Origin of the sequence: Herbaspirillum sp. SJZ106, assembly GCF_006715495.1 — a bacterium.
Taxonomy (GTDB): Bacteria; Pseudomonadota; Gammaproteobacteria; order Burkholderiales; family Burkholderiaceae_D; genus Herbaspirillum.
The window spans coordinates 290,595-304,636 of record NZ_VFNI01000002.1 but is presented as its reverse complement, the minus strand read 5'-3'; the positions used below and the strand labels follow the sequence as shown (position 1 = coordinate 304,636).

12 protein-coding genes are annotated in these 14,042 nt (G+C 62.6%); 1 reads left to right on the top strand and 11 read right to left on the bottom strand.

What is annotated here, in order from left to right; translation table 11 throughout:
• Nucleotides 1-82 precede the first annotated feature (82 nt).
• From FB598_RS06605 to hemE, 7 genes are all read right to left on the bottom strand, one after another.
• The gene (locus tag FB598_RS06605; RefSeq protein WP_141913925.1) at nucleotides 83-784 is read right to left on the bottom strand and encodes a thiol:disulfide interchange protein DsbA/DsbL; all 702 of its coding nucleotides are present in this window, start codon (nucleotides 782-784) and stop codon (nucleotides 83-85) included.
• Nucleotides 785-1,057: 273 nt separating this feature from the next.
• Nucleotides 1,058-1,759: a thiol:disulfide interchange protein DsbA/DsbL gene (locus FB598_RS06600; RefSeq protein ID WP_141913926.1), complete on the bottom strand. Its 702-nt coding sequence runs from the start codon at nucleotides 1,757-1,759 to the stop codon at nucleotides 1,058-1,060.
• A 125-nt stretch (nucleotides 1,760-1,884) separates the two neighbouring features.
• Nucleotides 1,885-2,499: an SPOR domain-containing protein gene (locus FB598_RS06595; protein WP_141913927.1), complete on the bottom strand. Its 615-nt coding sequence runs from the start codon at nucleotides 2,497-2,499 to the stop codon at nucleotides 1,885-1,887.
• A 211-nt stretch (nucleotides 2,500-2,710) separates the two neighbouring features.
• Entirely contained in the window at nucleotides 2,711-4,444 is a 1,734-nt protein-coding gene (argS, locus tag FB598_RS06590; protein ID WP_141913928.1) for an arginine--tRNA ligase, read from the bottom strand.
• A gap of 154 nt (nucleotides 4,445-4,598) precedes the next feature.
• On the bottom strand, nucleotides 4,599-5,144 hold the full coding sequence (locus tag FB598_RS06585; RefSeq protein ID WP_370454658.1) for a DUF6622 family protein: 546 nt from the start codon (nucleotides 5,142-5,144) through the stop codon (nucleotides 4,599-4,601).
• Nucleotides 5,145-5,323: 179 nt separating this feature from the next.
• On the bottom strand, nucleotides 5,324-7,462 hold the full coding sequence (locus tag FB598_RS06580) for a primosomal protein N' (RefSeq protein WP_141913930.1): 2,139 nt from the start codon (nucleotides 7,460-7,462) through the stop codon (nucleotides 5,324-5,326).
• A gap of 739 nt (nucleotides 7,463-8,201) precedes the next feature.
• Nucleotides 8,202-9,281: a uroporphyrinogen decarboxylase gene (hemE, locus tag FB598_RS06575; protein WP_141913931.1), complete on the bottom strand. Its 1,080-nt coding sequence runs from the start codon at nucleotides 9,279-9,281 to the stop codon at nucleotides 8,202-8,204.
• Between the two features lie 286 nt (nucleotides 9,282-9,567).
• Between hemE and FB598_RS06570 the strand changes: the two genes are divergently transcribed.
• Nucleotides 9,568-10,362 (top strand): transporter substrate-binding domain-containing protein, encoded by a 795-nt coding sequence (locus FB598_RS06570; protein WP_141913932.1) that lies wholly within the window; start codon nucleotides 9,568-9,570, stop codon nucleotides 10,360-10,362.
• Nucleotides 10,363-10,407: 45 nt separating this feature from the next.
• On the opposite strand, the gene FB598_RS06565 is transcribed toward FB598_RS06570, so the two are convergent.
• The 4 genes from FB598_RS06565 to atpD all read right to left on the bottom strand — a co-directional run bounded on the left by FB598_RS06565 (nucleotide 10,408) and on the right by atpD (nucleotide 13,987).
• Nucleotides 10,408-11,220 carry a polyphosphate kinase 2 family protein gene (locus tag FB598_RS06565; protein WP_141913933.1) on the bottom strand — a complete coding sequence of 271 codons (813 nt, stop codon included), beginning with the start codon at nucleotides 11,218-11,220 and terminating at the stop codon, nucleotides 10,408-10,410.
• Nucleotides 11,221-11,325: 105 nt separating this feature from the next.
• Entirely contained in the window at nucleotides 11,326-11,778 is a 453-nt protein-coding gene (locus FB598_RS06560; RefSeq protein ID WP_141913934.1) for a CoA-binding protein, read from the bottom strand.
• 192 nt (nucleotides 11,779-11,970) lie between these two features.
• A complete protein-coding gene (locus FB598_RS06555; protein WP_141913935.1) occupies nucleotides 11,971-12,393 on the bottom strand; it encodes a F0F1 ATP synthase subunit epsilon in 423 nt (140 codons plus the stop codon).
• Between the two features lie 193 nt (nucleotides 12,394-12,586).
• Complete coding sequence (gene atpD / locus FB598_RS06550) at nucleotides 12,587-13,987, bottom strand: F0F1 ATP synthase subunit beta (protein ID WP_141913936.1); 1,401 nt, start codon at nucleotides 13,985-13,987, stop codon at nucleotides 12,587-12,589.
• Nucleotides 13,988-14,042: the final 55 nt, after the last annotated feature.

Below are 14,042 nucleotides of genomic sequence, written 5' to 3'. Positions count from 1 at the left end.
GCGCCTGGGTGAAGATGGACAACCTGGAATCAAAACGGCTCGCGGCTTTGCAAACGCGCGCCGCTCTGGCGGATCGAGGCGCTTACTTCTTCTTTGCTGCGCCGGCCGCCTTCTCGGCCGCGGCCTTGGCGACCAGGTGATCCATCACCTGCAATGTTGCGGCTTGCAGCATCGGTCCGGACTGGTTGGCCTGCGCCGCACTGACCAGCGCCAGGGAGGTGACATAACGGCCGTCGATGGCGATCATCGGCACGCCGTCGACCTTGTAGGCTTCCTGCAGCTGAACCGCGCGGCGCGCCTTGGTCTGCACGCCGAAGGAGTTGTACAGGTCGAGGAATTTCTGCTTGTCCAGGCCGGCCTGCTCGATATAGGCCAGGATGGTCTTGTCGGTGTTGATGCGCTGCTTCTGAACGTGGATCGCATGGAAAATCTTGGGCACCAGCTCGTCGGACTTGCCCATCGCTTCCAGCGCGTAGTACAGCTTCTGCTGCGGCGTGAACCTGTCGCGGAAAGCCACCGGCACCTTCTTGAAGCTGATCTTGTCGCCCTGTTTCCTGACCCAGTCCATCAGCGACGGATCCCAGGAGGCGCAATGCGCACAGTCGAAAAAGAAGAACTCGACAACCTCCACCTTGCCGCCCGAGTCGGTGGGCTGGGCCTGGTCCAGCACGCGATAATCGGCGCCCGCTTGCGGATTGGCCGGCGCAGCGCCGGCATTCACGCTGGCCGACAGGGCCAGCACGCCAAAGCTGACTGCCGCCAGCAGATGTTGATAAAAGCGCATGACATTACCCTTCTCTGATAAATATCCGACAGCGCCGCCAACCCTGGCCCCGGCCCCTGCCCAACACTCCCGCGACGATTATCCCCTGCCGCCGGCGCACATCGGATTCTGATCGGATGAATTACACGGAAACGCGTACGATCGCTGCATCGACATCGACATCGACATCGCCATTGCTATCGGCGTTGCGCCTGGGCGCCGGCACCGGACAGCGCCAAAATGAAAACGGCCCGCGACCTTGCGGACGCGTGCCGTTCTGGCGAATCAAGGCGCTTACTTCTTCTTTGCTGCGCCTGCCGCCTTTTCGGCCGCGGCCTTGGCAACCAGATGGTCCATCACCTGCAGCGCTGCGGCCTGCTGCATCGACTCCGGCTGGTTGGCCAGCGCCACGCCGACCAGCGCCGGCGAAGTGACGTAACGGCCCTCGATGGCGATCATCGGCACACCATCGACCTTGTAGGCTTCCTGCAGCTGGGCCGCCCGGCGCGCCTTGGTCTGCACACCGAAGGAGTTGTACAGGTCGAGGAATTTCTGCTTGTCCAGGCCCACCTTCTCGATATAGGCCAGGATGGTCTTGTCGGTATTGATGCGCTGCCCTTCAACATGGATCGCATGGAAAATCTTCGGCGTCAGTTCTTCCGCCTTACCCATCGCTTCCAGCGCGTAGTACAGCTTTTGCTGCGGCACGAAGCTGTCGCGGAAAGCCACCGGCACCTTCTTGAAGTTGATCTTGTCGCCCTGCTTCTTGACCCAGGCCGTCAGCGACGGATCCCAGGCCGCGCAATGCGGGCAGTCGAACCAGAAGAACTCGGTGACTTCCACCTTGTTGCCCGAGTCGGTGGGCTGGGCCTGGTCCAGCACGCGATAATCGGCGCCCGCTTGCGGATTGGCCGGCGAAGCGCCGGCATTCACGCTGGCCGACAGGGCCAGCACGCCAAAGCTGACTGCCGCCAGCAGCTGTTGATAAAAACGCATGAAATTACCCTTCTCTGATGGATATTCGGAAAGGGCCGATGACACGGCCCCCGAATCCGGCTCCCCCGCCAGCTATCCCCTGTTGCCGGGACGAATCGGATTCTTGTCTGAGAACCTGTACTAAATTACCTGGGAATGCGGACGATCGCCGCATCGACCCCGTTATCGGACAATTTGCTGCGCGTCCGGTTCATCGTTTCGGCCTGTTCGAAGGGGCCGATGCGCACGCGGTACAGTACGCCGCTGTCGGCGGTACGCTCGGTGACCTTGGCTTCGAAACCGAGCAGGGCCAGCTTGGCGCGGGCGCTTTCCGCATCAGCCTGGTCGCGGAAGGCGCCGGTCTGCAGGAAGTAAGTCCACTTGTCGTCGGCGGCATCGCCCTTGGCTGGCGCCTGGGAGGCAGGCTTGGCGTCGGCGGTCTTCGTTTCAGCCGGCTTGGCTGGCGCGACCGGCGCCGGGACAACTGGCTGCGCCGCGGCCGTGTTGGGCGGAACCGGCGTCTGCGATTGCGGCGGGTTGCTGTCGCGGTTGCCGTACAACGGACGATTGGGGTCGGCCGCCTGGGCCGGGGTCGGATCGGCGCGCTCGGGACGGACCACCTTGTTGACGAAGGGAATCGGCGACTTGGTGATCATCAGCGCCACGCCGACGGCGATGCCCAGCCCGACGATCAACCCCAGGATCAGGCCCAACAGCGTGCCGCCGGCCTGTTTGTGATGTTTCGCGTTCAACTGTTTCACGTTTCTCTTGTCTTGATTAGCTTAGGGCCTGTTAACATTAATTTACGAGTGCGAGTGTCCAGCAAGCGTTGTCTGCCTAGGCGTGGCGACGCGTCGTAGTGGTGCTACGGCAAGGAGCCACAACAACGGCAGGCGACGCTTGCTGGCTGCTCCCGGAGGGTTGCATCTCGCAAATTAATTGTTAACAGGCCCTAGCGGCTTGGTTAGCAATTTACATTCTGGCCGGCGCCGATACGCCCAAGAGCGCCAGGCCATTGCGCAGCACCTGGCGGGTGGCGGCCATCAGCGCCAGGCGTGCGAGCCTGGTTGGGACATCGTCGACCAGGACGCGTTCCGCATTGTAGTAGCTATGCAGTTCGCCTGCCAGATCGCGCAAATAGAAAGCCACCTGGTGCGGCCCGAGCTCGGCCAGCGCATGCGCCAGCATTTCCGGATACTCGGCCAGCTTGGCCAGCAGCGCAGCTTCCCGCGGCGCGGTCAGCGGCGACAAGTCGGCCACGGCCTTGAGTTCCTCCTCGTCGCCGCCCCACTTGCCCAGCACCGTGCAGATGCGCGCGTGGGCGTACTGCACGTAATAGACCGGGTTTTCGTCGGACTGCGCCAGCGCCAGGTCGACGTCGAACACGAACTCGGTGTCGGCCTTGCGCGAGATCAGGAAGAAGCGCACCGCATCGCGGCCGCGGGTCAGGTCGCGGGCTTCGCCTTCGATGGCCTCCCCGGCCGACCATTCGATCAGGTCGCGCAGCGTGACGTAGGAACCGGCGCGCTTGGAGATCTTGACCTCTTCGCCGTTGCGCATGACGGTGACCATCTTGTGCAGCACGTAGTCGGGGTAGCCCTGCGGGATGCCCACGCCGGCGGCCTGCAGGCCGGCGCGCACGCGCGCGATGGTGCCGTGGTGGTCGCTGCCCTGGACGTTGATGACCTTGCCGTAGCCGCGCTGCCATTTGTTGATGTGATAGGCGACGTCGGGCACGAAGTAGGTGTAGGTGCCGTCGGTCTTCTTCATGACGCGATCCTTGTCGTCGCCATAGTCGGTGGTGCGCAGCCACAGCGCGCCGTCCTGCTCGTAGGTCTTGCCGGCCTTGACCAGCGCCTCGACCGCGGCGGCCACCTTGCCGTCGGCGTACAGCGAGGACTCGAGATAGTAATTGTCGAACTTCACGCCGAAGGCCTGCAGGTCGAGATCCTGCTCATGGCGCAGGTAGGCCACGGCGAAACGGCGGATCGATTCGATGTCCTCGACATCGCCGCTGGCGGTGACCGGTTCGCCATCGCTGGCAGAGACGGTCTTCTGGTCGAGGAAGTCGCGCGCGATGTCGGCGATGTAGTCGCCGTTGTAGGCCGACTCCGGCCAGCCGGCGTCGCCCGGCTTGACGCCGCGCGCGCGCGCCTGCACGGAAGTGGCCAGCGTGGCGATCTGCACGCCGGCGTCGTTGTAGTAGAACTCGCGCAGCACGTCGTAGCCCTGCGCTTCCAGCAACGACGACAGCGCATCGCCGAGCGCGCCCTGGCGGCCGTGGCCTACGTGCAGCGGACCAGTGGGGTTGGCGGAGACGAACTCGACCAGCACCTTCCTGCCTTCGCCGGCCCGGCTCTTGCCGAAGTCGGCGCCCTGTTCGAAGATCGCCTTTACCACCGCCTGCCTGGCGGCAGCCGCCACGCGCAGGTTGATGAAGCCGGGACCGGCGATTTCCGCCGACTCCACCAGGCCGTCGCGCGCCGGATCGGCCAGCACGGCGTCCACGATGGCTTGCGCCAGTTCGCGCGGGTTCTTCTTCAGCGGCTTGGCCAGTTGCATGGCGATGTTGCAGGCGATGTCGCCATGCGACGGATCGCGCGGGCGCTCCAGCGTGATGCTGGGTTGCAGGTCGGTGCCGGCGACGAGCGGCTTCAACGCGGATGAAAACAGGTCGGCAATGCTTTGTTTCTGTTGTGCGAGCATGGGAATGGCAGGTAAAGCGGAAGCGGCCGCGACGCATCGGAACACCCGCGCCGGGAGGAATCGCTTGAAATTAGTTGAGCAGCCGAGATTATACCGGCTTGCCGACCCGCTTTGCGCCCGGGGGCGCCGCCATTCCAGCTTTTTGCGGCCGCCCTCAGCCCAGCGCCGGGTCCGCCTGGGCGTGACCGGCCAGCGCGCGGCGATAAAGATGCACGATTCGCAACAACCGGCCGGCGAAGATGCCGGAGAAGGCGCCATACAGCGCGGCCTGCGGCAGGGTGAACCAGGCCATGGACGCCAGTTGCGGATGCAAGGCCAGCATGACCGCGGCGCTGTATTTGACGGTGAAAATTCCCAGCGTCAGCAACAATGGCTGCCAACTGCCGCGCTGGGCGATCCGGCGGCGCGCGGCATCGACGCCGATGGCGGCGGCAGCGCGACTATGGAAACTGAGAAACCCAGCGGCCAGCATGGCGACGGCACCCGGCAGGGCGTTGGCCGGATGGGCGCTGAAACTGAGCAGCAAGCCCGACAACGACAAGCCGAGCATCACCACCGGCATCGCCAGCGCCTTGACCAGCGGGGTTTCCTGGTCGCGGCTTGCTTGCCAGCCGCGATACAGCAGGAAGGCCAGCAAGGGCCAGACCCATAAAGGAGTGTGCGTGACGATGCCGGCGATCATGGAATGCTCCTGTGCAATGGATGAGTGACGGGAGCAAGCTTAGCGGCCGCTGCAACGCCGGCACAGCGCCTTGCGACGAAATGCATGGCGCCGACGGGCAAGCGCACTGGCAGCGGTGTGAAGTGCGGCGTAAGTGTGGCCTGATGTGCGGCCTGATGTGCGGCGGCAGCCTGGAACAGGTGCTCAGATACAGGTGCTCAGATGTCGACCGGATCGACCTCCAGCGACCAGCGCACCCGCGTCTTCACCAGCCTGAGTTCGGCCAGCCATTCCCTCAGGAAAGCCTGCAAGGCGGGACGCGAAGGGCATTCCACCAGCAATTGCGCGCGCTCGACGTTGGCCACGCGCATCATCGTCATCGGGATGGGGGCATTGATGGTGATGGCGGGCGCGGTCAGCATGGCCGCCGCCTCTTGCAGGAAACCCACGGCCTGCGCCAGCTCGCGCGCTTCGGCGCGCAGCAGCGCCTGGTACATGAAGGGCGGGAAACAGGCTTGCTGGCGCTCTTCCAGCAGCGTGCCGGCGAAGCCGTCGTAGTCGTGGCGCATCACCGCCTGGTACAGCGGATGGTGCGGATAACGGGTCTGGATCAGTACCTCGCCCGAACTGCCGTCGGCCGACAACCCGGCGCGGCCGGCACGGCCGGCCACCTGTATCAGTTGCGCGAACAGACGTTCGCTGGCGCGGTAGTCGTGCGAGAACAGCGCGGTGTCGGGGTTCATCACGCCCACCAGGGTCAGCTTTTTGAAGTCGTGCCCCTTGGCCACCATCTGGGTGCCGATCAGGATGTCGACCTCGCCGCGGTGCACGCTGTCGAAGGCGACCTGGGCGGAACCCTTCAGGCGCGTTGAATCGGCGTCGATGCGCAGCACCCGCGCTTCCGGGAAGATCGCATGCAAGCCCTCCTCCACGCGCTGGGTGCCACGCCCCAGCGGCTGCAGGTCGATATTGCCGCAGGTCGGGCAGGACTTTGGGATGTGCAGCTCCAGGCTGCAATGGTGGCAGCGCAGGCGGCGCTCGGGCCGGTGCACCACCATGAAGGCGTCGCAGCGCATGCAATTGCTGATCCAGCCGCAGGCGTCGCACGCCAGCACCGGCGCATAGCCGCGCCGGTTGAGGAACAGCAGCGACTGCTCGCCGTTTTCCAGCCGCTTGCGGATGGCGCCGATGAGGGTGGAGGTCAGCCCGTCCTGCGGCTTGTCGCGCTCCATGTCGACCACCTTGACGGTGGGCAGCACCGCCTGCTGGGCGGCGCGCTGGCGCAGTTCCAGGCGGCGGTAGCGGCCGGCCTGGGCGTGCTGCCAGGTTTCCAGCGATGGCGTGGCCGAACCCAGCACCACCGGGATACCCAGCTGGTGCGCGCGCCATACCGCCAGGTCGCGCGCGGAATAGCGCAGGCCTTCCTGCTGCTTATAGGACGGGTCGTGCTCTTCGTCGATGACGATGAGTTTGAGGTGCGGCAATGAGGACAGGATGGCCAGGCGCGTGCCCAGCACGATGTGCGCCTGCCCCAGGTGGGCCGCCAGCCAGTTGCGGGTACGCTCGCCCTCGGCCAGCCCGCTGTGCAGCGCCACCACGTTCAGATGGGGGAAGCGCGCGCGGATATTGCCTTCCAGTTGGGGGGTGAGGTTGATTTCCGGCACCAGCACCAGGATCTGCGCGGGCGCTTCCGCCGGCGCGGCAGGCGGCTCCGCGGCAGCCGTGGCATCGGCCGCGCGTTTCAGGATGGCGGCGGCGGCCTGCAGATAGACTTCGGTCTTGCCGCTGCCGGTGACCCCGTACAGCAGCAGCGGCGCGAAACCCTCCGCCTGGGCGATGACGTCGACGGCCTGTTGTTGCGCGGCATTGAGCGGCGGCGCGGCGCCGAACTGCATGGGATCGGCGGGCGGCGCCGGCTCGGCAGCCGGTTCGCTCTCGGCGTCCTTGGCCTTTGCCTTGCGCTTCTTGGGCGGCGCGGCGATCTTGCCCAGCGCCTTGAGCGCCTTGTCCAGCGCCACCGTGGTCAGCGCGCGCAGGTTCTTGGGCAGGCCCGGCAACATCACTTCGCCCAGCGGTCGCTGGTAATAGTCGGCAGCAAAGCCGCACAGCGCCAGCCAATGCGCGGACAACGGCGGCAACTGGCTGCGTACGGCAAGCACGTCCTTGATCTTGTCTGCGCTCAGTTCGGTCCGGGCCGCATGGCCGACCACCACGCCGACCGCTTCGCGCCGCCCGAATGGCACCACGACCAGTTGGCCGATGGCGGGGATCGTCTCATCCTCCTGCCCGCGCCAACAATAATCGAAGACGGTATGCAAGGGGGTATCGAGCGCGACTTGGAGGATGCACTGTTCCACGAACTTAATGTAATTCCTGAAAAACCGGGCTAACTATAGGTTTCAACTGTACTTTTTAAGCTATCCACAAATCCTGTGGATAACTTTGGGGACAAGTCGCTCTTGACATGCTTTCCGCCAGACTGGAGGCGGCTTTCAATAAATTGCCCAAATCAAAAGCAAAAAAAATATTCAATAAAATCAAATACTTGTATTTTTACTTAATGAACGGAAAATTTATTTTCTAAAATTTTTTCAGCCGCCGTTCCAACCTCTTCCATGTGCATAAGTCCGGAAGCCACTAGTCCCTCGCAGCCATTTGTCAAGGGTCCGCCATCGACAATGCGGGGGAATTTTTCATATCCACCCAGCAAGAATGACGACGCGCATTTAAAGTAAAACGTGAAAAGCGCGCGTAAATGGCGGTTTAATAAGCGCTTTTAGGGTTATGCACAAATCCTGTGGGTAACTTTGTTGAAAAGTACCTCTTGACAACCTGCAAGCCCGCCAAGGCTGGGCCTCCCGATAGATTGCCCAAAAGCGAAGCAGAAAATAACATCAATAAAATCAATGACTTGAGAAAACGCTTCCAGCGAGGAATTTCGCATGTCGATATTATTGATTCTTAATTAGAAACAAGCCAAAAATGTGCATAAGTCAAAAAATGACTTATCAAGGATGCATGCTTGCACCGTGCCGGTTCACGCTGCCACACACTACGAACCGTGGCCGGTGGCCGGCGCACAGGCGTACAGCGACCTCAAGACCTCATGCTGCGGCTGATCTCATGGACTGCGGCAGCCAGCGTGCTCACCGCCTCGGGCGGGGTATGCTGGGAAATGCCGTGCCCCAGGTTGAAGACATGGCCGTTACCCGCCGATGGCTTGCCGAAGGATTCCAGCAGCTTGCGCACCTCGGCGCGGATGGCGTCGTCGCCGGCGAACAGCACGTTGGGGTCGAGATTGCCCTGCAGCGCCACCTTGTCGCCGACGCGACGGCGGGCCTCGCCCAGGTTGACCGTCCAGTCCAGGCCGACGGCGTCGGCGCCGATGGCGGCGATCTGCTCCAGCCACAGGCCGCCGCCCTTGGTGAACACGATCACGGGGATGCGCACGCCGTCCTGCTCCCGCTTCAACTGGCGCACCACGTCGGCCATGTAGGCCAGCGAGAATTGCTGGTAGATGCCATCGGCCAGGGCGCCGCCCCAGGTATCGAAGATCATCACCGCTTGCGCGCCGGCGTCGATCTGCGCATTCAGGTAAGCCGCCACCGCGGCGGCGTTGGTCCTGAGGATGTGGTGCATCAGGTCCGGCCGGCCGTAGAGCATGCTCTTGACCAGGCGGAAGTCGTCCGAGCCGCCGCCTTCGACCATGTAGCAGGCCAGCGTCCAGGGGCTGCCGGAAAAACCGATCAGCGGCACCCGGCCATCGAGCTCGCGGCGGATCTGCGTCACGGCGTTGAATACGTAGTCAAGTTTGGCAAGGTCGGGCGCTTGCAGCGCCTTGACCGCCGCTTCGTCGCGCAATGGGCGCTCGAACTTGGGACCCTCGCCTTCGGCGAAATACAGCCCCAGGCCCATCGCATCCGGCACGGTGAGGATGTCCGAGAACAGGATGGCGGCATCCAGCGGATAACGTGCCAGGGGCTGCAGCGTGACTTCGGTGGCGTAGTCGGGGTTGGCCGCCAGGCCCATGAAGGAGCCGGCGCGCGCGCGCGTGGCGCGGTATTCAGGAAGATAGCGACCGGCCTGGCGCATCAGCCACAGCGGCGTGTAATCTGTCGGCTGGCGCAGCAAGGCGCGCAGGAAAGTATCGTTTTTCAGCGGTGCGAATCGGGACATGGTCGACCTGGACAATAGCGAACGGCAAACCTCCATTATCTCATCCAAACCGGCAAAGCCCGGCTAATTATCGGTATCGGCCGGCGCCGATATCGACCTGGATGGCAGCGAACCCGTCATTTCCTCGCGGGATTGCGCTACGCGCCGGCAAGCCGCGACAAAGCGCATCATCCTGCGAAAGCGCAAGCATTTTTGTTATGATCGGCGGGCAACAAAAAGACAAACAGGCGGCACGCCATCACTCAAGAATCGGGCGCCGCATTGCCAAAACCGATCAGGAGACAACATGAAAAAATTTCTCGGCGCCGCCTTGCTGGCCGTCCTCGCCCTCGTTTCGCTGTCAAGCCGCCCGGCGCTTGCCGCCGACGGCGACGCCAACGCATCGCGCCTGGATCAGGTGCTCAAATCCGGCAAGCTGCGCGTCTGCATGACCGGCGACTACAAGCCGTTCACCTTCTACCGCCCCGACCAGACGTTCGAAGGCATGGATGTGGAACTGGCCACATCGCTGGCCAAGTCGCTGGGGGTGGAAGCGCAGTTCGTGAAGACCACCTGGAGCAACCTGATGAATGACTTCATCGCCCAGTGCGACATTGCCATGGGCGGGGTCTCGATTACGCTGGAACGCCAGAAGAAGGCGGCGTTCTCGGCGCCGACCATGGTCGATGGCAAGGCGCCGGTGGTGCGTTGCGCCGACAAGGACAAGTTCCTCAATTTCGACCTGATCGACCAGCCGGGCACGCGCGCCATCGTCAACCCCGGCGGCACCAACGAACGCTTCGCGCGTGCGCGCTACAAACGCGCCACGCTGGCGCTGCACCCCGACAACGTGACCATCTTCCAGCAGATCGTCGACGGCAAAGCCGACGTGATGGTGACCGATGCCAGCGAGACCATGTGGCAGTCCAAGCTGCATCCGGAACTGTGCCCGGTCAACCCCCAGCAGCCGCTGCAGTTCGCCGAGAAGGCCTATATGCTGCCGCGCGGCGATATCGCCTTCAAGGAATATGTGGATGCCTGGCTGCACCTGGCCAAGACTACCGGCGAGTACCAGCAGGTATTCGACAAGTGGCTCAAGTGATGGCGGATCGCCAGTCCGGCCGGCTTCAGGCCCAGGACTGGCGGCTCAGTCGACCTTGAGTTTTTTCAGTTCCGGCTTGGGATCCGGAAACTTCAGCTTCAACGCCTCCAGCGTTTCCAGCACAATATTGGCAACCACCAGGTTGCGATGCGTCTTGGAATCGGCCGGCACCACGTACCAGGGCGCATGTTCCGTGGAGGTGGCGCGCAGGACATTCTGGTAGGCCTGCTGGTAGGCATCCCAGCGCTTGCGTTCCTCCAGGTCCTGGAGCTCGAATTTCCAATGCTTGTTGGGATCGTCGATGCGCGACTGCAAACGCGCCTTCTGCTCATCCCTGGAAATATGCAGGAAGAACTTGAGGATGACCGTGCCGGTCTCGCTCAGCAAGCGCTCGAAGTCGTTGATCTGGGCGTAGCGGCGCTTGCATTCCTTGTCGTCGATCCACTCATGCACGCGTGTGATCAGCACGTCTTCATAATGGCTGCGGTTGAACACGACGATCTCCCCCGCCGCCGGCACCTGCTGGTGCACGCGCCAGAGATAGTCATGCGCCAGCTCGACTGATGTCGGCGCCTTGAAGTTGGCGATGCGGATGCCTTGCGGGTTGACGCCGGCGAACACGTCGTTGACCGTGCCGTCCTTGCCGCTGGTATCGATCCCCTGCAAAATCACCAGCAGCTTGTGCCGGCGGCCGGCATAGAACATCTGTTGCTGCTCGCCGATGGCGGCGGCCAGGCGGCCGATCTCGGCCTTGTCCTGCTCCTTGTTGCCCGATGACAGCGGTTTGGACGAAGCGTGGCCGTCATTGATCTCCACCTTGCTGTCGGCGACGAATTGCTCTGCAATTTTTTTCGGCATGCTGGGGCTCTGCGGTTGTTGTGGGAAGGTCCTGATTACATCTTGTTGATTATGTCTTGCCGATTGCGTCCTGCCGGCTGCGGCATGTCAGTTGCAACCGCGCCGCTACAGCACACCGAGGTAATTTCCCTGGCGATGTTCGATCTTGATGCACTTGTCCATGATCACCTTCAATCCCGCGCCACGCGCTTTGGCAGCGGCCTCCTCGTGGAAGATGTCGAGCTGCATCCACACGCATTCGGCGCCGATGGCGATGGCGTCATCCACCACCGGCGGGATGTCGGACGATTTGCGGAAGCAGTCGACGATGGAAATAGCCAGCCCTTCTTTCGCCAGCGCCGACGCCGCATCCTGCAATGTGGCGTGGCAATGCTCGCCCAGGATGGTCTGGCCGGCGTACATGGGATTGACCGCGACGATCCGATACCCCGCGGACTGCATATAAGCCGCGACATCGTAACTGGCCCGCACGGGGCGATTGGACAAGCCGACCACGGCAATCACCGGCTTGCCGCCGGCATGGAATGAAAGTGGCGGGACGTTCCCGGTTTGCTGCATGAAGTCCTCCTGTCTCGTTCGGTTCCGGCGTTGTACGTCTGTGCTCAAGAGCGCCGTTTATATTGAGGCAGACTAGCGCAATATGCGCCAGCGCGCATCCATCGGCGCGCGCACCAATGAAAAAAGGCAGCCGAGGCTGCCTTTTGACTTCTTGCTTGCGCCATCCCTTGCGGAGATGGCGATGCCGACGAATCAGCGCTTCTGACGCAACTTCTGGATCGCAGCCAATTGCGCGACTGCGGCAGCCAGTTCGGCTTGCGCAGCGGCGTAATCGATCTTCGAATCGCGGTTGGCCAATGCTTCTTCGGCCAGCTTCTTGGCTTCGGTTGCCTTGGCTTCGTCCAGGTCGGCGCCACGGATCGCGGTGTCGGCCAGCACGGTCACGGCATCCGGCTGCACTTCCAGCAGGCCGCCCGCCACGAACACGAACTCCTCTGCTGCCTGGCCCGGCACCTTGATACGGACGGCACCCGGCTTGATGCGCGTGATCAGCGGCGTGTGGCGGGGATAGATACCCAGCTCGCCCGCTTCACCCGGCAACGCGACGAATTCAGCCTCGCCGGAGAAGATTTCCTCTTCCGCCGAAACCACGTCCACGTGAATAGTATGTGCCATGTCGTTTCCTATCCGATTGACCGCGTCCGTACATCAGCAATGCACGGACGCGGCGCCAAAGATCAATAAATACAAACTGTCGCAAAACTACTGCGCCGTCCGGTCTTGAGCCCTGCGGCGCCCAGCGTACTCTCGTACGCTTGTGCTCCTCGAGCCCAGGCCCGAACCGCGCGCTACGCTTTTCAACAGCTTGTTAGTTGATCTTCTTGGCTTTTTCGATTGCTTCTTCGATCGTGCCGACCATGTAGAACGCTTGTTCCGGCAGGTGATCGAGTTCGCCGCTGGCGATCATCTTGAAGCCCTTGATCGTGTCCTTGAGCGAAACGTACTTGCCCGGCGAACCGGTGAACACTTCGGCAACGTGGAAAGGCTGCGACAGGAAACGTTGCATCTTGCGAGCACGCGCCACCAGCAGCTTGTCTTCCGGAGCCAGTTCGTCCATGCCCAGAATCGCGATGATGTCGCGCAGTTCCTTGTAGCGCTGCAGGGTACCTTGAACGGCACGGGCTGTTTCGTAGTGTTCCTGGCCGACCACTTGCGGGTCCAGCTGGCGCGAGGTCGAGTCCAGCGGATCGACCGCAGGGTAGATACCCAGCGAAGCGATGTCACGCGACAGAACGACGGTCGAGTCCAAGTGGGCGAAGGTGGTTGCCGGCGACGGGTCGGTCAAGTCATCCGCAGGGACGTAGACGGCCTGGATCGAGGTGATCGAACCGGTCTTGGTCGAGGTGATGCGCTCTTGCAGGCGGCCCATTTCTTCAGCCAGCGTCGGCTGGTAGCCCACGGCGGAAGGCATACGGCCCAGCAGCGCGGACACTTCGGTACCGGCCAGGGTGTAACGGTAGATGTTGTCGACGAAGAACAGGACGTCCTTGCCTTCATCACGGAAGCCTTCGGCGATGGTCAGGCCGGTCAGCGCCACGCGCAGACGGTTGCCCGGCGGCTCGTTCATCTGGCCGTACACCATGGCCACCTTGGAGTTGGCCGGGTTTTCCAGATCCACGACCTTGGCTTCTGCCATTTCGTGATAGAAGTCGTTACCTTCACGGGTACGCTCACCAACACCGGCGAACACGGACAGACCGCTGTGCGCCTTGGCGATGTTGTTGATCAGTTCCATCATGTTCACGGTCTTGCCCACGCCGGCGCCGCCGAACAGGCCGACCTTGCCGCCCTTGGCGAACGGGCACACCAGGTCAATCACCTTGATGCCGGTTTCCAGCAACTCTTGCGACGGCGACAGTTCGTCGTATGCAGGAGCCTTGCGGTGGATTTCGGCGGTTTGCGCATGGCTCACCGGACCGCATTCGTCGATCGGGTTGCCCAGCACGTCCATGATGCGGCCCAGGGTCGCAGTGCCGACCGGCACGGTGATTCCATGGCCGGTGTTCGTGATGGTCAGGCCGCGGCGCAGACCGTCCGACGAACCGAGCGCAATGGTACGAACCACGCCGTCGCCCAGCTGCTGCTGGACTTCCAGGGTCAGGTCAGAACCTTCCAATTTCAAGGCATCGTAAATCTTGGGCATCGCATTGCGCGGGAACTCTACGTCCACCACAGCGCCGATACACTGAACGATTTTGCCATCAGCCATTTTCGTTCCTTCAATAGATAAAATTTAAAATCTGATTCGCATCGCTGCGTTACGT

What these genes read in the sequence shown, in the direction of transcription:
- FB598_RS06605 (WP_141913925.1), bottom strand. Translation starts at nt 784, where the DNA reads ATGCGCTTTTATCAACATCTGCTGGCGGCAGTCAGCTTTGGCGTGCTG.
- FB598_RS06600 (WP_141913926.1), bottom strand. Translation starts at nt 1,759, where the DNA reads ATGCGTTTTTATCAACAGCTGCTGGCGGCAGTCAGCTTTGGCGTGCTG.
- argS (WP_141913928.1), bottom strand. Translation starts at nt 4,444, where the DNA reads ATGCTCGCACAACAGAAACAAAGCATTGCCGACCTGTTTTCATCCGCG.
- hemE (WP_141913931.1), bottom strand. Translation starts at nt 9,281, where the DNA reads ATGTCCCGATTCGCACCGCTGAAAAACGATACTTTCCTGCGCGCCTTG.
- FB598_RS06570 (WP_141913932.1), top strand. Translation starts at nt 9,568, where the DNA reads ATGAAAAAATTTCTCGGCGCCGCCTTGCTGGCCGTCCTCGCCCTCGTT.
- FB598_RS06565 (WP_141913933.1), bottom strand. Translation starts at nt 11,220, where the DNA reads ATGCCGAAAAAAATTGCAGAGCAATTCGTCGCCGACAGCAAGGTGGAG.
- FB598_RS06560 (WP_141913934.1), bottom strand. Translation starts at nt 11,778, where the DNA reads ATGCAGCAAACCGGGAACGTCCCGCCACTTTCATTCCATGCCGGCGGC.
- FB598_RS06555 (WP_141913935.1), bottom strand. Translation starts at nt 12,393, where the DNA reads ATGGCACATACTATTCACGTGGACGTGGTTTCGGCGGAAGAGGAAATC.
- atpD (WP_141913936.1), bottom strand. Translation starts at nt 13,987, where the DNA reads ATGGCTGATGGCAAAATCGTTCAGTGTATCGGCGCTGTGGTGGACGTA.